The 19,959-nt window shown below is 62.4% G+C and carries 15 protein-coding genes and 1 pseudogene; 7 read left to right on the top strand and 9 right to left on the bottom strand.

Features of this window, described 5'->3' with window-relative positions; all coding sequences use genetic code 11:
• From ACVW17_RS17960 to ACVW17_RS17950, 3 genes and pseudogenes are all read left to right on the top strand, one after another.
• A pseudogene (locus ACVW17_RS17960) lies at positions 1-1,066 on the top strand (UDP-glucuronic acid decarboxylase family protein).
• Positions 1,063-1,731 (top strand): NUDIX domain-containing protein, encoded by a 669-nt coding sequence (locus ACVW17_RS17955; RefSeq protein WP_456797740.1) that lies wholly within the window; start codon positions 1,063-1,065, stop codon positions 1,729-1,731. Before ACVW17_RS17960 ends, ACVW17_RS17955 begins: the two are co-directional and overlap by 4 nt.
• Positions 1,732-2,569: 838 nt before the next feature.
• The gene (locus ACVW17_RS17950) at positions 2,570-3,040 is read left to right on the top strand and encodes a hypothetical protein (protein WP_456753116.1); all 471 of its coding nucleotides are present in this window, start codon (positions 2,570-2,572) and stop codon (positions 3,038-3,040) included.
• Positions 3,041-3,303: 263 nt separating this feature from the next.
• On the opposite strand, the gene ACVW17_RS17945 is transcribed toward ACVW17_RS17950, so the two are convergent.
• Together ACVW17_RS17945 and ACVW17_RS17940 are read right to left on the bottom strand one after the other, a co-directional pair.
• Positions 3,304-6,291: an FAD-binding and (Fe-S)-binding domain-containing protein gene (locus ACVW17_RS17945; protein ID WP_456797739.1), complete on the bottom strand. Its 2,988-nt coding sequence runs from the start codon at positions 6,289-6,291 to the stop codon at positions 3,304-3,306.
• A gap of 180 nt (positions 6,292-6,471) precedes the next feature.
• Positions 6,472-8,241: a thiamine pyrophosphate-dependent enzyme gene (locus tag ACVW17_RS17940; RefSeq protein ID WP_456753114.1), complete on the bottom strand. Its 1,770-nt coding sequence runs from the start codon at positions 8,239-8,241 to the stop codon at positions 6,472-6,474.
• Positions 8,242-8,377: 136 nt separating this feature from the next.
• Between ACVW17_RS17940 and ACVW17_RS17935 the strand changes: the two genes are divergently transcribed.
• Both ACVW17_RS17935 and ACVW17_RS17930 read left to right on the top strand, forming a co-directional pair.
• Entirely contained in the window at positions 8,378-8,821 is a 444-nt protein-coding gene (locus ACVW17_RS17935) for a PPC domain-containing DNA-binding protein (RefSeq protein ID WP_456753113.1), read from the top strand.
• On the top strand, positions 8,821-9,861 hold the full coding sequence (locus ACVW17_RS17930) for an SDR family oxidoreductase (RefSeq protein WP_456753112.1): 1,041 nt from the start codon (positions 8,821-8,823) through the stop codon (positions 9,859-9,861). The genes ACVW17_RS17935 and ACVW17_RS17930 overlap by 1 nt, the downstream gene beginning before the upstream one ends.
• A gap of 41 nt (positions 9,862-9,902) precedes the next feature.
• On the opposite strand, the gene ACVW17_RS17925 is transcribed toward ACVW17_RS17930, so the two are convergent.
• Positions 9,903-11,270: an alpha-hydroxy acid oxidase gene (locus tag ACVW17_RS17925; protein WP_456797738.1), complete on the bottom strand. Its 1,368-nt coding sequence runs from the start codon at positions 11,268-11,270 to the stop codon at positions 9,903-9,905.
• 223 nt (positions 11,271-11,493) lie between these two features.
• Here ACVW17_RS17925 and ACVW17_RS17920 point away from each other — a divergent pair, with 223 nt between their 5' ends.
• Positions 11,494-11,931 (top strand): peptidoglycan-binding domain-containing protein, encoded by a 438-nt coding sequence (locus tag ACVW17_RS17920; protein WP_456797737.1) that lies wholly within the window; start codon positions 11,494-11,496, stop codon positions 11,929-11,931.
• A gap of 189 nt (positions 11,932-12,120) precedes the next feature.
• A complete protein-coding gene (locus tag ACVW17_RS17915) occupies positions 12,121-12,894 on the top strand; it encodes an SCO family protein (RefSeq protein ID WP_456753109.1) in 774 nt (257 codons plus the stop codon).
• Here the strand turns inward: ACVW17_RS17915 and ACVW17_RS17910 are convergent.
• From ACVW17_RS17910 to ACVW17_RS17885, 6 genes are read right to left on the bottom strand one after another with little or no spacing between them, the layout of a single operon-like run.
• Complete coding sequence (locus ACVW17_RS17910) at positions 12,860-13,933, bottom strand: hypothetical protein (protein WP_456753108.1); 1,074 nt, start codon at positions 13,931-13,933, stop codon at positions 12,860-12,862. The two genes, ACVW17_RS17915 and ACVW17_RS17910, sit on opposite strands and share 35 nt — an antisense overlap.
• Positions 13,930-14,460, bottom strand: coding sequence for a c-type cytochrome (locus tag ACVW17_RS17905; RefSeq protein ID WP_456753107.1), 531 nt, complete (start codon positions 14,458-14,460; stop codon positions 13,930-13,932). Before ACVW17_RS17905 ends, ACVW17_RS17910 begins: the two co-directional genes overlap by 4 nt.
• Entirely contained in the window at positions 14,457-14,987 is a 531-nt protein-coding gene (locus tag ACVW17_RS17900) for a DUF3341 domain-containing protein (protein WP_456753106.1), read from the bottom strand. The genes ACVW17_RS17905 and ACVW17_RS17900 overlap by 4 nt, the downstream gene beginning before the upstream one ends.
• Entirely contained in the window at positions 14,980-16,335 is a 1,356-nt protein-coding gene (gene nrfD, locus ACVW17_RS17895; protein WP_456753105.1) for an NrfD/PsrC family molybdoenzyme membrane anchor subunit, read from the bottom strand. Before nrfD ends, ACVW17_RS17900 begins: the two co-directional genes overlap by 8 nt.
• Positions 16,332-19,238 (bottom strand): TAT-variant-translocated molybdopterin oxidoreductase, encoded by a 2,907-nt coding sequence (locus ACVW17_RS17890; RefSeq protein WP_456753104.1) that lies wholly within the window; start codon positions 19,236-19,238, stop codon positions 16,332-16,334. Before ACVW17_RS17890 ends, nrfD begins: the two co-directional genes overlap by 4 nt.
• Entirely contained in the window at positions 19,235-19,891 is a 657-nt protein-coding gene (locus ACVW17_RS17885) for a cytochrome c3 family protein (RefSeq protein ID WP_456797736.1), read from the bottom strand. The genes ACVW17_RS17890 and ACVW17_RS17885 overlap by 4 nt, the downstream gene beginning before the upstream one ends.
• Between the last annotated feature and the right edge of the window lie 68 nt (positions 19,892-19,959).

Raw genomic sequence — 19,959 nt, 5'->3', positions numbered from 1 at the left:
TTGACGTACCAAGCACACATCCCGGGCGTGCCGCCTTCACGCACCGTGCTGATCACGGGTGGCGCCGGCTTTATCGGATCGCATCTTTGCGACGCACTCTTGCGGCGCGGAAACCGCGTGATCTGCGTCGACAATCTTTTCACCGGAACGCTCGACAACATCAAGCCGCTTCTGAATCATCCCAAGTTCGACTTCATCCAGCATGATGTCCGCGAAGCCTTGAGCATTCCCGGGGAAGTCGACCAGATCTACAGCCTGGCCTGCCCGGCCTCGCCACGGCATTATCAGCGGGATCCGATCGGCACCATGAAGACATGCGTCATCGGCACCATGAATGTACTCGAGTTGGCTCGACAGAAGACCGCGCGCATCCTGCAGGCTTCGACCAGCGAAGTCTATGGCGACCCTGAGGTGCATCCGCAACCGGAAAGCTATGTCGGTCATGTCAACATGATCGGCCCCCGCGCCTTGCTACGACGAAGGGAAACGCGCGGCGGAGACGCTGATGTTCGACTACCAACGGACCTATGGTGTAGATGTGAAGGTCGCACGCATCTTCAACACCTATGGACCACGCATGCTCGAGAATGACGGACGCGTTGTCTCGAATTTCATCGTCCAGGCGCTGCGCGGCGAACCGATCACGATCTACGGGGAGGGTCGCCAGACGAGAAGCTTCTGCTTCATCGACGATCTCGTCAGGGGACTCGAAATGCTGATGCAGAGTCCGTCAACGGTGACAGGGCCTTGCAACCTCGGCAATCCTCAGGAGATCACCATCGAGGCCATCGCGCGAACGGTTCTTGCATGTACCCAGTCGGCCTCGCCGCTGCGGTTCGAATCGCTCCCGGAAGACGATCCCAAGCGCCGGCAGCCCGTCATCGAAACCGCCGAGCGATTGCTTGGCTGGCGTCCACGCGTCACATTGCAGGAGGGGTTACAGGCGACGATCGCCTACTTCTCGCTCCGCATGGCGACACCTTCTCCCGCGCTGGTGAGCGCGCGTCCGTCGGCGAACTCTGCACGGCGCAGGCGGGCGCAACTGACCCTGGCCGGTCATCAATGACACTGCCAGAGACGGTCTGGATCGGCGACCGCGAACCGCGATCGATCACTGTATCTTCTCCACAGCTGATCGGTCGCGGCTATCGCGACTATCATCGATTTGCCATTGCAGACCGGCGAAGCGCCGAAGCCGGCTTTCCGCTCGAACGCGACGTACTCCGTTCCGGTCGCGTCGTTGGCGTGCTGGCGCTCGACCTTGAGCGCGATGAAGTCGTTCTGACCCGTCAATTTCGGATCGGCGGTCATCTCGCCACCCGACGCAGCGAGATGATCGAGATCGTGGCTGGTCGGGTTGATCCCGACGAGATGCTCGAGTCGGCAGCACGACGCGAGTGCATCGAAGAGATCGGGCTCACGCCGTTGTCGATGCTGCGGCTATTCGACTTCCTGCCGGCGCCAGCTCTAGCTGACGAAGTCATGACGCTCTTCTTGGCTCACATCGATGCCGGTGCAGCGCCTGTTCGGGCGGGTGCATCGTACGAAGGCGAAGACATTGAGGTCGTCCGCTGCCCGATCGGGCAAGCCATTCAACTGATGAAGCGAAACGAAATCCAAAGCGGTCCAACGATCATTGCCCTACAGTGGCTGCAACTGTCATTCGCGTCGCTCCATGATTCGATCCCGCAGCCACACGGCGACGAGGTTTCGAGTTCTGCTCCGCGCTGACGGGCGTGCATGCACTCACAACCAACAGGAATGGTCGGTGAATTTGCCATTCGCACCTACTCGACGATACGCTTTGCCGAAGCACAGCAACGTTCTGACGCAGGTCCGAGGGGAGCTTGATGGGCAACCCTATGCTTGGGCCGCCGCCCGAACGCTGCACTGGGCCCGTCCCCCCGGCAGGGTTATGTGCTACAGAACAAAGCGCGGTCGACTACCTCGCGTAAAAGAGGCACGGATCGCCATGCATCAGCTTATGGCAGCTCGCAGCAAAAGATAAAAAAATTGTGTTCGTTCAACATATTATGCATTTCGACGGTTATCAAATGAGAGCGCCAATCGGAAAACAAACAAGGGAATGAGCAGATGGCTCGCGAGAACGATGGCGCGGCGGGCAATCGTCCATGGCGCTGGGGAACCTCGCCGAGATTTCTGACGTGATCGGCGGCCCGCGAGGATCGCATAGCGACGAAGCGAGGTCGCTTGGCTGAGCACGGCCGGTTAGCCCCTATCCGCGGCAGCGATTGGAATTCGAGTCTCTGGAACGCCTCCGCCGTCCTACTTTCATTCACATATGCTAATGCGGGAACTCTCTGGGTCAGCATCAATCAAGGTTGCCTGTATCCAACACCTCAACCCGGATGTTCAGGCAACGGCCTCAGCACTGGCCTCCGGCCCCCAGAAGTGTTGAGGCCGTTTCGCTGCGCGCATTGGCCGCATGCAGCCATTCCCGCGACGAGGCGATATTCCCGTACCTTCCCGGTGCAATTGGCGCGCGCGGATCGCTATAGAACGCGCAGCGAACCGACACGGTCGGCCGCTTTCAAAGGGCGGACAAACCATGCCGAAGCACTGGTCAACGGAAGAAGAGCGGCGACTGCTCGAACTGCGCGAAAACGGGCTGACATGGATCCGCGTGGCCCGGCTTCTGGGCAGAACCGAAGCCTCGGTCGTGGGCCGCTATCTCAAGCACCTGAAAAACAAGAGGCAGCCGCGCAAAATCGTCTGCAGGCCAAAATTGCGCCTACCATCCCGGAATCCGCTGCTCGAACTTGCTGCAGCGGTGTTGGCCCGAAACAGGCAGCTACGAGCCGAGTTGATCGACAGACGATGGAGAGCCGTGGCACTCGAAAGCCGGCTGCAAGCGCTTAGTGATAACTTAGCCAGAGAAATGCAGCGCGCCAAAGATAACGTCGGCATGCGATCAACCCTCACTGCGGGTTCAGCAGAGCATATTCTCTGTATCACCGTTTCGCGCTCGGTATCCTCAAGCCCGCCGAACGAGAGCGAAATCCTTGTCGACGAATGGTGATCTGCTTGACTCTTCGTCGGGTTTTCACATCACGCGCTCCAGTTGGAAGCAGGAGCGTCAGCACTCTCGCTGGAGTTGCGACGACAACCTCGAGCGGACCGGCAAAGCATGAGCCTCATTGCGTCCGGACGCATTCAAGTATGAAGCGGGTCCAGCGAGCAGGCCGACGATAGGAACGGCGGCACGTGTGAATCGGCACCACATCGAACCGCGAGGGATTTCCGGCTCGGATGGTTTCAGTCCGGATCCTACCTCCGACGACATTATGCTACCGGCCTGGATACGCCAGTCGAGTTCGCCAACAGTTCCGCGACGTGCATCGTCTTCCGGCCAGTGCATTGCTCGATCTGCTCTCGGCAGCTGAACCCGTTGGCCAGAATTGAGGTGCCACTTGGCGCATTCCTGATCCTTGGCAAAAGGGCACGTTCGGCCGCAGTGACGGATAGGTCGTACTTGTCGCGTTCGAATCCGAATGCTCCCGCCATTCCGCAGCATCCTGACTTCATGATCTGATAATCCAATCCAAGGTGATCGAGAACGTGTCGTTCTGCCGACGGCGTGAGCACCGCGTGATGATGGCAGTGAAGCTGCACCAGCGCCGCGCCTGACATTCGGCCGAGTTGCTCGCCCGAGACGTGGCGATCCAGGAACTCGGTGAAGTATAGCATCTGCCGCGACAGCCGTCCGGCGTGCTCGTGGCCTGGAAAGAGGTTCGGCAATTCATCACGGAATGCGCTAACGCACGCCGGTTCAAGGCCAACGATCGGCATACCTGCCCTCGTAGCCGCCGCGAGTGACGCAAATGTGCGTTCCCAAAGCGTCTTGGCACGATCGAGCATACCCCAATCGTAGAGCGGCCGCCCGCAACACAGAATCTTGTCCGGAATCGTCACTGTGAATCCGAGCGCTTCCAGAACCTGCGTCGCCGCTATCGCGGTTTGCGGCCTGAAATAATTGTTGAACGTGTCCGGCCACAGCATGACCCTGTTGCTGCCGGTTCGCTCACCGCGGGCTTGAAACCATTGGACGAAGGATTGGCGAGCATAGCTTGGAATCCTGCGTCGCGGCGAAATTCCTCCGGCCCATTTGGCCGCTGCTGATAGACCTGGCGATTGTAGCACCGTGTTGACCAACCAAGGCATGGTGCTTGCCAGCCGCGACCATTGATGGATCAACCCCATGGAATAGGCGGCGCGCGGACGCATACGCCCCTTGTAGTGATGCGCGCGGAATTCGGCCTTGTAGGTCGCCATATCGACCTGCACTGGGCAGTCCCTCTTGCAGCCCTTGCAGCCAAGGCAAAGATCCAGCGCCTCCTCCACCTCCGAGCTGCGCCACAGGTCGTCGATAGGTCCGCCATGCAGCATCTCGAACAGCAGCCGTGCGCGACCTCGTGTCGAGTGTTTCTCCTCGTTAGTTGCCATGTAGCTCGGACACATCACGCTCTTGTTGCTGTCGCGGCGCCGGCAAGCCCCGACGCCGACGCATCGGCGCGTCGCCTTCGCAAAGCTGTTGTGGTCGTCCCTGTAGGAGAAGTAGGTGGACACATCGGGCGGCTGATAGTTCGGCCCGATCCGCAAATTCGAGGTCGGCGGGAACGGATCAATCACCTTGCCCGGATTCATCCTGCCCGACGGATCCCAGATAGCCTTGAATTCCCGGAACGCCTGCATCAGTTCCGGCCCGTACATCTTCTCCAGCAAACTAGCGCGAGCCTGGCCATCGCCGTGCTCGCCAGACAGCGAACCTCCGTAGCGAACGACGAGATCGGCGGCTTCGTCGAGGAATCGCTGCCAGTTGGCAAGGCCAGCCTCGGTGCGCAGGTCGAACGGCACGCGGCAATGGATGAGGCCATCGCCGAAATGTCCATAAACCGATGCTTCGTAGCCGTGCTTGTGGAAGAGCGTCTTGAGCTCGCGCAAATATCGGCCGAGGTCTTCACGCCGGACGGCGCTATCCTCCCAGCCAGGATGCGATTCCGGAAAGTTCGGCACATGGGCGGTCGCCGCCAGCGCCGCCTCCCGCACTTCCCAGATCTTGGCCTGCTCCTTGTGATCGGCTACCAGCTTCGTAGCGTGCCCGCGTCGCCGAAATTCCTCGGCCAGCGGATTGGCCTTCGCCGTTGCTTCGTCGCGCGTGTCGGCCCCGAACTCCGCGATCAGCCAGCCGCCTCCTGACGGCAGCGCCTTCACATTCTCAGGATGAAGATGCTTCCGCTGGACGAACTCGACCAGCAAGCGGTCGATCCCCTCCAGCCCGATCGGGTTGTAGGGCAACATATCGGTCACGGCATCCGCCGCGAGATAGATGTCCTCGAAGCCGACGATGACAAGTACACGGTATCCCGGGCTGGGCATCAGGTTGAGCCCGGCGCGCAAGACGATTGCACAGGTGCCCTCGGTTCCGACAAGCGCTCGCGCGACGTTGAACCCGCGCTCCGGCATCAGCTCATCCAGATTTTCGTATCCTGACACGCGGCGCGGAATTCTGGGATACTTCGCCAGAATGAGATCGCGGTAACGGCCACGAAATGCATCCAATTGCCGGAATATCTCTGCTCGGCGTCCGCCTGCGGCGAGATGCTGGCGGAATTGCTCCTCGCTGGTCGGGCCGACCTCGAGGCGAACGCCGTCATAGGTGAGGATATCCAGCGAATGGACATTGTCCGAGGTCCGGCCCGCTATCACCGAGTGCACGCCGCACGAATTGTTGCCGATCATGCCGCCGATCGTGTTGTGGTCGTGCGTTGCGGGATCGGGTCCGAAAGTGAGTTGATGGCGTTCGGCTGTCGCGCGCAGATTATCGAGAATACACCCGGGCTCGACCTCGGCAATCCGCGAAACCTCATCGATTGAGATCACGCGGTTGAGGTATTTCGAACAGTCGATCAGGACTGCAAAGTTGCAACCCTGCCCGGCGAGACTTGTCCCACCGCCGCGCATGACGATCGGGGCGTCGAACTTGCGACAAATCTCGAGAGTTGTGGTGACGGCCGCCGCCGAACGCGGGATCACCACGCCGATCGGCACCTGCCGATAGTTCGATGCGTCCGTGGCATAAAGCGCTCGGCTGCCGGCATCGAACCGCACCTCTCCATCGACTGTACCGGCGAGTTCGCGGCCGAGGTCCCCATATTGACCTGGGGGGCGAGGCGCCACTTCCTCGCTGGTGATCCGGCCGCTCGGCGTTCGCTCGATGCGCCGCTGTGAGCCCCGCGCTTTGCGATGGTCGATTTCCAGAGTGTGGCTCATCGAGCCTCCTGTGCTCAGAAACGCGTGGCCCGACCGAGATAGCCATCGGCCAAGGCCACGCCCGCGTCGACAGGGCGAGGCGCGTTGCAGATTTGACTAGGCGGCCGATCGCCACGATGGCCCCCGGATCCCCCGCCATGGGCACCAGAACGCGTACGGTATTCGTCGCCGGCGTTCGGGTCAGATGATCTCGCGGACCACGTCGGACGCCACCGTCAGGGCGATCTTCCCGCCTGCCGGGGTGCCTCGAACCAGCGATTCGGCGAGGTTCTTGAGCTGGCTCATGCTCGCCTTGGGCGGCATCGGCGGCTCGTGCGGATCGACGGTGGCTTCGACCAGCACTGGGCCACGGGTATTCAGGGCCTGATGCAACACTTCGCCACAACGCTTCGGGTCGTCGACGCCAAACGCATTGAGCCCGAAGCCGCGCGCCACGGCAACAAAGTCGATAGGTTGCAGATCGCAGACGTATTCCGGATTGCCCAGAAACACCATCTGCTCCCATTTGATCTGGCCGAGCGTATTGTTCTTGATCACGACGATCTTCACATCGAGGCCATATTTCATGCAGGTTGCGAGCTCGCCCAATAGCATGGTGAGGCCGCCATCGCCGACGAAGGCCACAACCTGCCGCCCCGGATGAGCGACCGCGGCGGCAATCGCATAAGGCAAACCGCAGGCCATGGTCGCGAGATTGCCGGAGCACGAGAACATCATGTTTCCACGTATTACGAGCTGACGTGCGATCCAGGTCGTGATCGTTCCGGAGTCGGTTGTCACGATCGCATCGTCGGACAGCAGCTTGTTGAGCTCATGCGCGACGACCTCAGGCTTCATGGGTTTGTCTTCCCTGGTGCCCCGCTCGGTCATCAGCTGGGTCCATTCCTTCATTCCACTCTGGACTTCCTCCAGGAACGAGCGGTCGTCCCGATAGTTCAGCCGGCGCAGCAGCGCCTGGAGGGACTTGGCGGTGTCGCCGACGAGACCTGCTGCGACGGGATACCGTAAACCGATCCGCTTCGGATCAAGCTCGATTTGGACCGCCTGCGCCTGTCCGGGCTTGGGATAGTACTCAATATAGGGAAACGTGCTGCCGGCGATCAGCAGCGTGTCGCAGGCCTCAATCGCCTCCTGTGCCGGCTTGGTGCCGAGCAGACCGATACCTCCTGCCGAGAATGGACTGTCGTCCGGGATTACGCCTTTGCCCAGCAGCGGCTTGATCACCGGCGCCCCGAGGCGCTCCGCCACGGCCAACACCTCATTGCGTGCGTCAAGCGCGCCGCGGCCGGCGAGAATGGCCGTCTTCTTGCCGGCGTTGAGAATGTCGGCGGCACGGCCGAGTTGCTCGTCACTCGGCGCCTGTGCGGAATGGACCATCAAGTCGGAAACATGACGGGGGATATTGCGCTCCGACTTTCTAGCGGTCTTCACGGGCTGAGACTGCATGTCGACCGGGACCGTCACATGCGCGACACCGCGATAGGCGAGCGCAGATCGACAGGCCAGCTCCATCACGTTCTCGACATGCTGTGGCCCCATGACGCGGCTGTTGTAGACACAGACATCCATGTAAAGCTTGTCGAGTTCCACGTCTTGCTGGGTGAATGTGTGGAGCAGATCGTGGAATTGCAGTCCGGTGATCGCAAGTACCGGCTGCCCATCGAGCTTGGCGTCATAGAGACCGTTGAGGAGATGAATGCCGCCGGGGCCGGACGTTGCGAGGCACACGCCGAGACGGCCGGTCCACTTCGCGTAAGCGCAGGCATTGAATGCTGCCGCCTCCTCATGGCGCACCTGAACGAACTTGATCTGGCCCTGACGCGTCCGCAGCGCTTCGATGATTCCATTGATACCGTCGCCGGGGATGCCAAAGACGGTGTCCACGCCCCAGTCGAGCAGCGTTTCGACCAGCACGTCTGATGCAGTCGGAGATGCCATGGTTTCTTCCATTCCTAGTCGCCCGCTGATCGGAAAACAGAATGCGGCGAGGAGCGTTCCTAGCGACCTCCGGTGAACTGCAGTGGCACCGAGCTTCTGGAACCCTTCCTTGCCGTGCGCTGTTGGCTTCGCAACGGGAGGACGGCACATGCGACACAGGCTTTTGCATGAAAGCAGCGGACAGAAGACCTATGCGGTTATCCTCGATACCGACGAGGAGGTGATGGCGTCGCTCAAACGTTTTGCTGCCGCCGAGAAGGTGCGCGCGGCCCAAATCACGGCCATCGGTGCCTTCCGCGATGCCGTCCTGCTGTACTTCGACTGGAGCAAGAAGGAGTACTTGCGGATTCCGGTCTCGGAACAAGTTGAAGTCGCCTCCATGATCGGAGACGTCGCCGAGGGGCCGTCCGGCGAGGCGGAACTTCACATTCACGTCGTACTCGGCAAGAACGACGGCAGCGCGATGGTCGGACACCTCGGTGAAGCGCACGTGCGGCCGACGCTCGAAGTCATCGTTACGGAAAGCCCCGCTCACTTACGCAAGCGAAAGGATCCGGAAAGCGGCCTCGCCCTCATCCGGCCGGAGGCGTGATGATTCCGATGTCGCGCGCGCTTCGAAATCGCACAGTCGTGATAACGGGCGCATCGGCAGGCGTCGGAAGAGCTGCCGCGCACCGATTCGCCCGCGCCGGCGCGAGGATCGGTCTGATTGCCCGCGACGAAGCTGCCCTGAACGGCGTGAAGGAAGAGATCGAGAGCCTGGGCGGCCGCGGCTTCGTGGCGTCGGCCGACGTTGCGGATGCCGACCAGGTCTTCGCGGCAGCTGATGCCATTGCGCAGCATTTCGGGTCCATCGATATCTGGATCAACGATGCGATGGTCACCGTCTTCTCGCCGGTGTGGGAGGTGACGCCGGCCGAGTTCCAGCGCGTTACCGATGTCACCTATCTTGGTGTCGTCCACGGCACGATGGCCGCCTTGCGCCACATGCGCCCGCGCAATCGTGGCACGATCGTTCAGGTCGGCTCCGCCCTGGCGTTTCGGGGGATTCCGCTGCAAGCCGCCTACAGTGGCGCCAAGCATGCCATCCGCGGCTTCACGAATTCGCTGCGTGCCGAACTCATCCACGCGCGGTCGCACATCAATGTCACGATCGTGGAGCTGCCGGCCGTCAACACGCCGCAGTTCGATTGGGCTCGCACCCATATGGCGCATCAGCCCCGCCCGGTCCCGCCGGTCGTCCAGCCGCACGTCATCGCAGACGCGCTCTATCGCGCGGCTCTGCGCCCGTCGCGGGAATATTGGATTGGCGTCAGCACGCTGGTGGTCATCCTTGCAAATATGCTGGCGCCAGCGCTTTTCGATCACTATCTCGCACATGCGACGGTCGACGGGCAGCAGACCAAATTTCCCGTGGTTCCCTACCGAAAGGACAACCTGTTGGAACCCGTCCGTGACCTGCATCGCACCCGCGGCAGCTTTGGCGACGAGTCACGAGATCACGCGATTCTGATACGAGGAACGATCGCCCGGATCGTTCCGGTCGTCGCAGGCGGCGCCGCGCTCTTGGTGGCGGGTCTGCTGGCCCGTCCACGTTCGCGTCGAGCGCTCCCGGCCCGGCACCGGTGGTAGAAGCCGGTCACGAGCTTGACCATTCGCCAGTGAAGGCGGTCTTAGGTGACCCGTCCCCTATATGCCAGCAGATGCGGCCCGAGTTCGTCAATTCGACTCGCACCGAGCAGCCCCATTGCATCCAACGCCTCCGATTGGAGGATTTCGAATGCACGCAAAGCACCTGAGGTTCCAGCGGCACAGAGGCCATACAGAGGAGCGCGCCCGACCCAAACGGCGTCGGCGCCTAACGCGCAGGCCTTGAGCAGGTCGGTTCCTCTCCGCACTCCACCCGACATGTAAAGTGCGATCTTGTGCCCGACGACATCCCGCGCAAGCGGTAGCAGATCGAGCGGTGAAATCGTCCAGTCCAGTTGCCGGCCGCCATGACTGCTCAGCACGATCCCATCCACGCCACTGTCGCACGCACGGCGCACGTCCTCGAGACAGAGCAGTCCCTTGAGGATGAACGGCTTCTTCCAGCGCCTCCGTATCTTCGCGACAGTATCCCAGCTCAACGACGCCGGCTGATGGGCGCGCACCCAGTTGGAAGCCGCGAAGAAGCTGCGCTGGTCTTTGGGCACGAAGTCGATGATGTTGGCGAAGCTAGGAATCCCGTGCGACAGCGGGTTCCGCGCGAGCCACAGCGGGTGCGCAAGACTTTCGAGGGCCGCGGACGACGACAGCCGCGCTTTTCCGACCTGGTTGCGGCGCTGCCACTCGCGGTCGCCAAAAATCTGCGCATTAGTCGTCAGCACCAGCGCTTCGCAGCCCACCTGGTCGGCACGCTGCAGCAGCTCCTGCCAGATTTCATCTCCGCCAAAAACATAGAGCTGCCACCAGTGGCGTACGCCCGGCGCGGCGCGGGCCACCTCTTCCATCGTGTCATTCGACATCGTGCTTTGCACGAACGGAACGCCGGCACGCGCCGCGGCCTGGGCCAGCATGCAATCCCCATGGGAGCGAAAGATGCCGTTGAGCCCGGTGGGTGAGACCACCAGCGGCATCGCCGCTGAGCGACCGCCGATCTCTGTCGCAAGCGTCCGCTGCGAGACATCGACCAGGGTACGAGGCATCAAGCGCCAATTGGCGAAGGCGCGCTGCTCGCCGTCCATCGCGGCTTCATCCTGCGCCCCACCTTCCAGATATTCGAGCGCAAAGCGCGGCAGCCGCTTATGGCTCATCGCGCGCAGATCGGAGATGGCGACGGCGCGTTGCGGGTTGAAACCGGTATAGTAGCGGCGCGCCGGTGTCCCATCGAGCTGCGCCAACTGCGTGTGTCGATTGGGCTCGCGCCCGGCCGGCCGCGATCGGCGCGCCAGCGCAACGCCGGCAATGCCGCCAGCCAGCCCCGCGACGGCGCACGCCAGCATCTGAATGAGACAACGTTCCGATTTATCGTGAGCAAGGGGCCGATCTGGAGCCTGCATGACAGCCTCAAATTTGCGCGTTCTTGAACAGCGGCGGCCTCTGCTTCGGACCAAGCTTCCTCGCGCTTCGTTTGTTCCTGTTTCCGAAGCCGGCGCGCGACCTTCGCCGATCCTCGGACGTTACGATTTTTTCATCTCGCCCTGGCCCGTGTTCCAGCAACACGCCCGTTCTGCACGCGTTGAACGGCAAGGGCAAACGTCGTGTTCAAGAAGAGGAAGCATCATGAAGAAGTTCGCTGTCGCGCTCCTCGCGACCACCGTCTTGGGCGCTCCGGGCGCCTTCGCTGCATCCGACAATCAGCAGCCACAGCAAAGCAAGCAGATGCAGCAGAACCAAAACGGACAGCAACGCCAGAGCGGCGAGAACGCTCAGAACCAGTCGAGTCAGCAGAATGGTCAGCGGCAAGCGGCCCAAAATGACCAGATGATTTCGCCTGACAGCCTTTCGCGGGGCGAGATTCGGCAGATTCAGCAGGCGCTCGACAAGGACGGCTTCAAGGCTGGCCGGACCGACGGCCGTTGGGGCCACGAAACCGAAAATGCTGTGAAGCAATTCCAGCAGAGCAAGCAGCGCCAAGCGACTGGACAGCTAGACCGGCAGACCGTCGCCAACCTTGGCCTGGACAGCTCGCAGTTCTCGCAACAGAACCAGCACAAGTAAGCCGGCCTCGCCGACTGCGCGGATGAGATCCGCGCAGTCGGTGTAGCAACGGGATACGTGAGTCCCAGGCATATAAGCGCGTGTCACTGGAACCATCTCGGCTATCCGTGCTTCTCTTACGGGAGAGAGCGGTTCACCACAATGCGCGGTCGGCCAGCCACACCGTCAGTTCTCTGGATTTGCGCAGGAGTGTTCGTTGCCCTCGCGAGCCTCGCGCCTAGCGCGCATGCCACGCTCAACGAAACTCAGTTGGAGCAGGTGGGCGTCTCCTCGAAACCGGGCGAGCAATTGCCGCTCGACATGGGGCTCACGAATGAGCTGAACTACACCAAGCCTCTTAGGGCATGGTTGCAGGCGATGCCGACCGTTTGGGTCAGCGCCGATTACACCTGCTCGACGCTTTGCGGACCGCTCCTGTCGATTGTATCTAACGCGCTGGCCGATACCGGACTGCGGGCGGGTGCCGATTTTCGGCTCGTGGTGTTCGGCCTCGACCCAAAGGACACGATCGCGGACGCCCAAGCCATGAAAGCCGAGCAAATCACCACCCGCGGAGCGGTCGCGGACCATGCGACATTCTTGCGAGGAACTCCTGCCGGCGTGAACGAGCTCTTGGCAGCTTTCCATATTCGGACGAGTTATGATAGCGAACGCGATCAATTCGCCCACCCAGTTGCCGCGTTCGTGGTTACGCCCGAGGGCCGCATCTCGCGCGCGCTGTCCGGCCTCGCGATCGATCCCGGAACTCTGCGACTAGCGCTGGTCGAGGCCGGCCGCGGCCACGTCGGTAGCTGGTCGGATCAGGCCCACCTGCTCTGCTACGGCTTCGATCCAGCAACCGGCATCTATACCCTGGCAATCCAGCGAATGCTGACTGGCGCAGTGACGATCACGATGGCCGCGCTCATGGTGCTGGTAGCCCTTCTGATCAGGCGGGGTGGCGCCTCACCCAAGCCGGGCTGAAGAGGCGACCCTCATTGGCCAGCGCCCGGTCGAAAGCCAGCCAGAGCAGCGTTCCAATGAAGAGCACCGCGGCGAGCAGCATCAGCGCCGTCATCAGCGGCGCGATATCGTGGATCGCCGGCAGAATTAGAATGGTGGCTTCGCAGCAGCGCATCAGCAGGGTCAACCCGCAGAGCATCATCAGAGCGCGGGGATCGGAGCGAACCCTCGCGCTCAGCAGGCCGAAGAACGGTAGCACGAACTGGCCGAAGGCCACAGCAGCAAGCAGATATTGCCAGCCCTGCTCCGATCGGGCCTGATACCACGACACCTCGTCCGGGATGTTGCCCGACCAGATCACGATGTACTGCATGGCATGAAGGTAACCCCACAGCAGGATCAGCGAGAGCAGCAGTCCGCTATAGCCGGCGCTGCGTCCCGTCGGGCGTCCCGCGAGCAGACTGACGCCGAGCACAAACGCAAAGCTGCTGAGCAGCGTGAAGCTGAGATAAAGAAGGCCGTAGACCGAGGAATGAAACTCCGGCTCGAGCGATTCCATCCAATCGATGCCGGCGAGCGATACGGTCAAGGCGTAGACGACCAATCCGGTCGACGCCGCACGCACCATGGCGACGTCGTCGCGCCATGCCCGGCGGAGCCAAACCGCAAGCCCGATCCAGAGCCCAAAATAGATCGCGCCGCGCAATATGAGGAACCAGGGTGCAAGATAGTGCGCCTTGAATGATGGCAAACCGCTCGGATCGACCATTGCCGGATAAATCTGCTTCATGAAAGGCAGGACCGGCACCGACGCCAAGGCAATGACTGGCAGCAACCCCGCTGCGGCGACAAATTGCGCGTGCAGCGCTTCGGTCCAGGCGCGACGAACCAGATAGCTGGTCATCCACAGTGCCAGAGCTCCGATCGGAACCGCACCCCACGTCACCCACGCCACGAGATACGCCGATGCGGTGGAACGGCCATCGAGAATAAAGCCGGTCACCAGGGGCAATCCCGTAACGACGAGAACGATCGACCTGATATCGCGGCGCATGCTCATGGCTGCCCCGTGAGCTTGGCGCGCGCGTCCGGCGGAACGTCTTCGATCGAAGTACGGCGGCTCAGCTGCAGGGCGCGGAGATAGGCCACGATGGCCCAGCGGTCCTGGGCTGGCACGCGCGCGGCGTAGGAGTACATCGCGCCATAGCCGTTGGTGATCACGTCGAAGAAGTGCTGATCGTCCGCCGCCACCAACCGGTCGACGTGGTAGCTGGTCGGGTGCGGCATCCCGCGACGAACGATGATGCCATCGCCGTCGCCGCCCGCGCCGTGGCACGGCAAGCAGAAGATCGCAAATCGCTGCCGGCCCCGGTCCAGCAGTTCGGCCGATAGTGCGGGTTTGGTCGTCGCCGCCCTCTCCCGCTCCGGATCGTCGCGCGCCACGGTGTTGGCTGGAGCAGGACGCAATACGCTGCCACGAAACAGTGGCGCCCGGGAATACTCGCTGTATTTCGGCTGCACATCCATATTCTGGTCGCAGGCCGCGAGGGCAAAGGCGAGCGTGACGGTGAACACCGACCTGATCATGGCGGCACGCGCTCCACCGACGCCGCGCCTACGCCGGTCAGGAACGCTGCAGTCGCCCGGTCGTCGAACATTGGGTCCTCACCCTTGATACAAAGGAAGAAGCGGTCCTTGCTGGCGAGGTGGAAGCGCGACGCCGAGAAGACTGGATAGTTGAGCCGCGGCAGGCCGTTCCAGCAGAGCATGGCGACCACCATCGCAAGTGCTGAGAACAGGATAGTCAGCTCGAATGTGACCACGGCGAATGCCGACAACGCGTAGATCGGTCGGCCCCCGACATTCAGGGGATAGTCATAGCTGACGAAAATCTGCATCAAGAGCGCGGTGCCCGCTCCTGCAAAGGCGCCGACCAGGCCGACCACGGAGATCCAGGGATGCGGGATATTCAGGATGCGCGCCAGGCCCTCGACGGGAAACGGCGTAAATGCATCGAGCTTGCGATAGCCGGCGGCGCGCGCGTGCCGTGCGGCGGTCAATAGCGCTTCCGGGCTCTCGAACTCTCCGAGCATTCCGTAGGCGCGCTCAGCCATGATGCGCCTCCGCCTTTTCCTCGTGGAGGAGCTCCTTGGTCTCGAAGACCGAGATCATCGGGATCAGCCGCACGGCGATCAGGAACGGCACCAAGAACAGACCGATCGTGCCAAAATAAGTCGACCAGTCCCAGAAGGTCGGCGTGAACTTGCTCCACGACGACACCAGGAAGTCGCGATAGAGGCTCGTGACCAGGATCATGTCCCGCTCGAGCCACATCCCGACCGCAACCGAGATCGAGATTAGGAGCAGCGCCCAACCGGAGCGCCGCACGCCGCTCCACCACAACGCTTGCAGTGGGACGAAGTTGAACAGCACGGCGCCCCAATAGGTCCAGGCGTAGACACCGGCGACGCGGTCCAGCAGCGTCCGCATCTCGTGCGCCTCGCCCGAGTAGAGCGCATCGAACACCTCGAACACGTAGCCGTAACCGGTCATCAGCCCGGTCGCGAGCAGGACCTTGCCGAGCACATCAAGATGATCGTCGGTGACCAAGTTTTGCAGCCCGAACCAGGAGCGCAGCGCGACAGCGATGATTGCGACCACTGCAAAGCCGGAGAACGCGGCACCCAGCACGAAATACGGCGGGAAGATCGTCGAGTGCCATCCCGGGATCTGCCCGGCTGCGAACAGCAGCGACACCTCGCTGTGAACGGACACAACCAGCGGCACGGCGAGCGCCGCGGTTACCCGATAAGCCTGCGACCAGCGCAGCCAATGTACGGCAGAGCCACGCCAACCGAGCGACGTGATGCCGAAGAAGATCTGCCAGCCCCGTTTGGTCGCGCGGTCGCGCGCGGCGGCAAGGTCCGGGATCAGCCCGGTGTACCAGAACAGCAGAGAGACCGTCAGATAGGTCAGCACCGCCCAGATGTCCCATTCCAGCGGGCTGCGGAACTGCGGCCAGACCCCCATCGTCGCGGGATAGGGAAACATCCAGTAGACGTACCAGGGTCGACCAAGGTGCAGGATCGGGTAGATACCGGCGCAGACAACCGCGAACAGCGTCATGGTCTCCGCGAAGCGGTTCAGCGAGTTGCGCCACTCGCTGCCGGTCAGCAGCAGCAGCGCCGAGATCAGCGTGCCGGCATGACCGATGCCGAGCCACCAGACGTAATTGTGGATCGCAAACGCCCAGTTGACAGGAATGTTGATGCCCCAGATCCCGACGCCACGCGTGAACAGCTCGGTCACCGAGATCACCAGCAGCAACAGCAGAGCGCTCGCCAACGCCATCGCGATCACCCAGCGGCGTTCCGCCGGAAAATGCAGCGGAATGCCAGTGAGCTGGTCGGCGATGCCCCCCATGCTCTGGCGCCTTGGCAGGATGTCGGAACGATCGCTCATCCCTGCCCGCTCCCAGAGCCGTCCTCGCGCCAACGCGCCAGATATGTGGTGCGGGGACGGGTACCGAGTTCTTCGAGCAGGGCATAGTGCCGACCATCGCGCTTCAGCCGCGCCACCTCGGAATTGGGATCGTTGATGTCGCCGAACACGATCGCCTTGGTCGGACAGGCTTGCTGACATGCGGTCACGACCTCGCCGTCGCGCAGTGAACGGCTCTCCCTATCGGCCGTGACATGGGCCGCCTCGATGCGCTGGACGCAATACGTGCACTTCTCCATCACGCCGCGCGAGCGCACCGTCACCTCGGGGTTGTGCGCGGCCTGAGTCGGGGAATCCGCCGGCGCCCGGTAGTCGAAGAAGTTGAAGCGTCTCACCTTGTAGGGGCAATAGCTCGAACAGGTCCTTGTGCCGATGCAACGATTGTAGACCATCTGGTTGAGCCCTTCCGGACTGTGCGTGGTCGCATGCACCGGGCATCCCATCTCGCAGGGCGCGGCCTCGCAATGCATGCATGGCACCGGCTGAAAATAGCTTTTTGGCTCATCGATGCTGCCGTCATAGTACCGGGCGATCCGCAACCAATGCATCTCGCGGCCAACCTTGACCTGCTCGGCCCCCACGACGGGCACGTTGTTCTCAGCCGTGCAGGCTGCCACGCAGGCATTGCAGCCGATGCAGGCGTCGAGATCGATCACCATGCCCCATGCGTTCTCCGAGGACGCCCATTGCGGATAGAAGCTTGCCTGCTCGGACGACGACGACTTCACTGCTTCGCCGGGGCCCACTTCGCGAACGAGATCGAAACCTTCCATGCGGTGGTGCAGCTGCGTCACCGCGAGCGTCTCGGTCCCATCGACCTTCCGCAAGCTGCCCCTGGCGAGCCACAGTTGATCCGCCGGCCGCAACCGGTAGGCATCGTAACCAAGACCGTCGCCAACCCGCCCGGCCCGGGTGCGGCCGTAGCCGAGATAGAGCGCGACCGTATTGCCAGCCTGGCCCGGCATGATCCAGACCGGACCGGTGACACTGCGCTCGCCAATTCGCACCTCCACGTGATCGCCATTGGCGACCGGGATGCGCCTCGCCAGATCGGGAGCGATCGCGACAATATTGCTCCAGGTAACCGTCGTGAGCGGCTTCGGCAGCTCCTGCAGCCAGCCGATATTGGCATACTGGCCATCCCAAATGGTCGGATCAGGCCGGAAAACGATATCGATTTCACCATGCGGCAAGGGCGCGGTAACAGTTCCACTTGCCGGCCGTGCGTCCACAAAGGACGCTGCGCCCTGCACGAAACCATTATGCAGCGCCTGCTTCCAGCGCGTCGAATACGTGTCGCCGAATCTGGCCCGCCAGGTTTCACGGACGGCGGCATCAGAAGCTGGATCGATCTCGCCGAGCAGCATCGCGATGATCTGGTGGATGGTTCTCACGTCGTAGAACGGTGCGATCACCGGCTGGATGATGGTCGTCGTCCCATCGACCGCACGCGCGTCGCTCCAGCTCTCCAGCGCATGCGCCATCGGCAGTTGCCATTCGCAGAGCGTGCCAGTTTCATCGCGCTGCAAGCCGAGATGCAGCGAGGTTCTGACGCGCTGAAGCGCCTCCGCCGCCTTGAGCTCGCCGGGCGCACTGTAGGCCGCATTGCAATCGATCACGATCAGCGAATGGACTTTTCCAGCGTCGATGTCGGAGACAAGCTCCGTGAGCGTCCCGGCGTCCGCCGGACCAGCAATCGGCTCTGTGAACTTCAGAGTCTGCCCGGCATTGCCGAGAGCATCATTGATCCTTGCCACCCAGATGGCTGCCGCCTGTCCTGCGACCGGGCCGGCGACGATCAAGGATTTGCCGCGCGCATTGCCGCAGGCATCAGCCGCGCGCTTGATCCAGTCGCGCTCACGTTCCGTGATCTCGCCCGCGGCGGCGCCCGAAACGCCAAGCGCGTGCGCCAACGCTTCCGCGAGAACGGGCATACGCGAGGCGTCGGCGATCAGCCGGGCAGCAGCAATGGCGCCAGTCGCCGAAGGCACGCTTTCTGCCATGAGCAATCGATTGCCGGGACGATCGCCAAAGCGATGCCGCGATGCTGCCCAGCCCCGCGCATTGCGCACCTGGTCGAGGCCGGGGCCGAGGACATCATCGTCGAGGCTAACGATGACGTCGCATTGTTCCAGCACGTAGTGGAGGTCTAACGGCTTTCCATAAGCGGCGTTGGCGAGCGATCGCTGGGGAGATGTCGCGACGGGAGCATGGAGATGAAGCCGTGCCTTGGGAAATTGCTTCATCAATTCATCGAGCTGTCGCAACAGGGTCGGCGAGGTAATCGGACCGGCCAGCAGTCGCAGCCCCTCGCCTCCGTCCTTGCTGAACCCCTCGCGCAGGACACCGACCGCCGCAACCACGTCGTTCCAGCTCACCGGTTCGCCGCGGCGTGTCGGAGCCTGGGCGCGGTCGGGATCGTAGAGCCCAAGCACTGCGCTCTGCATGAAGATGTCGCTTCGCCCGCCAGTCACGGGGTGGTCGGGATTGCCGTCCAGCTTGGTCGGCCGGCCCGAATAGGTCGTGGCGATCACCGGCTGCGCATAGCCGTCAAGGACGACAGCGGTGGCGTAGCGACGCGGCACTCCGATCGTCGCGTCGTCGGGTTGATCGACATAGGGTAGCGCCGCCACGAACGGACTCTTCTCGCAGCCCGCGAGCCCGGCGAGCGCGAAGGATGCGCCCATCAGCTTGAGGAACTCGCGCCGCGCGGTCGGCGAGAATGTCCGAGCGGCTGGATATTCGGCATCGACGAAGGCCTGGAACGCGGGATCGTGAGAGAGTTCCTCGATGCCCGACCACTGGCGCCGCCCACCGTCCGGCGCGATGGGCTGGTTGTGGTATTGGCGGGCGTTGCGCGTCATCGGTGACACACCGTGCAGTGGGTAAGTTCGCCGAAGCGGATCTTTTCGTGCGCCGCGATGGTCTCGCCCTTGGCGCGAGCATCCGTCGGCGGCACCCATGCCATATCGGTGATGTGCTCCGGCGGCCGCAGCTTCGGTGCCGGGTCGCGATGACAATCCAGGCAAAACTCCATGGTGAATGGCTTGGCGCGATAAGTCAGCGCCATTTGATCGATTCGGCCGTGACAGTCTGCGCATCCAACGCCTTTGGCGATGTGGATGTCATGGCGGAAATAGACGTAGTCCGGAAGCTTGGCGACGCGCGTCCATTGGATCGGTGTGTGGCGGGCAAGGCTTTGCCGGACCGGTTCCAGCATGGGGGCGTTGGTCCAGATCTGCGAATGGCAGGTCATGCAGGTTTCCGTCGGTGGCAAACCGGCCTGGGGGCCGCTCTCGACATTGCTGTGGCAGTAGCGGCAATCGATCCCGAGTTCGCCCGCGTGGTGGCGATGACTGAACGGCACCGGCTGACGTGGGCGGACGCCGGTCGAGGTCATGTAGGACGACCGCGCAAAGCCAATGATGCCAACCGTGCCACCGGCCATCAGCGAAAGACTTCCGACAAGGAACAGCCGCATCCACGCATCGGCGGCGGGTGAAAAGAGCTGAGCCATCCGTGGCCGATCAGCTGGCGGGCACCTGATCGTCAAGCTCGGCTTCGTCGATTGGTTCCTAATCGAGG

This window comes from Bradyrhizobium sp. USDA 4473, from assembly GCF_054063335.1.
This window is presented reverse-complemented; position numbering and strand designations above follow the sequence as displayed.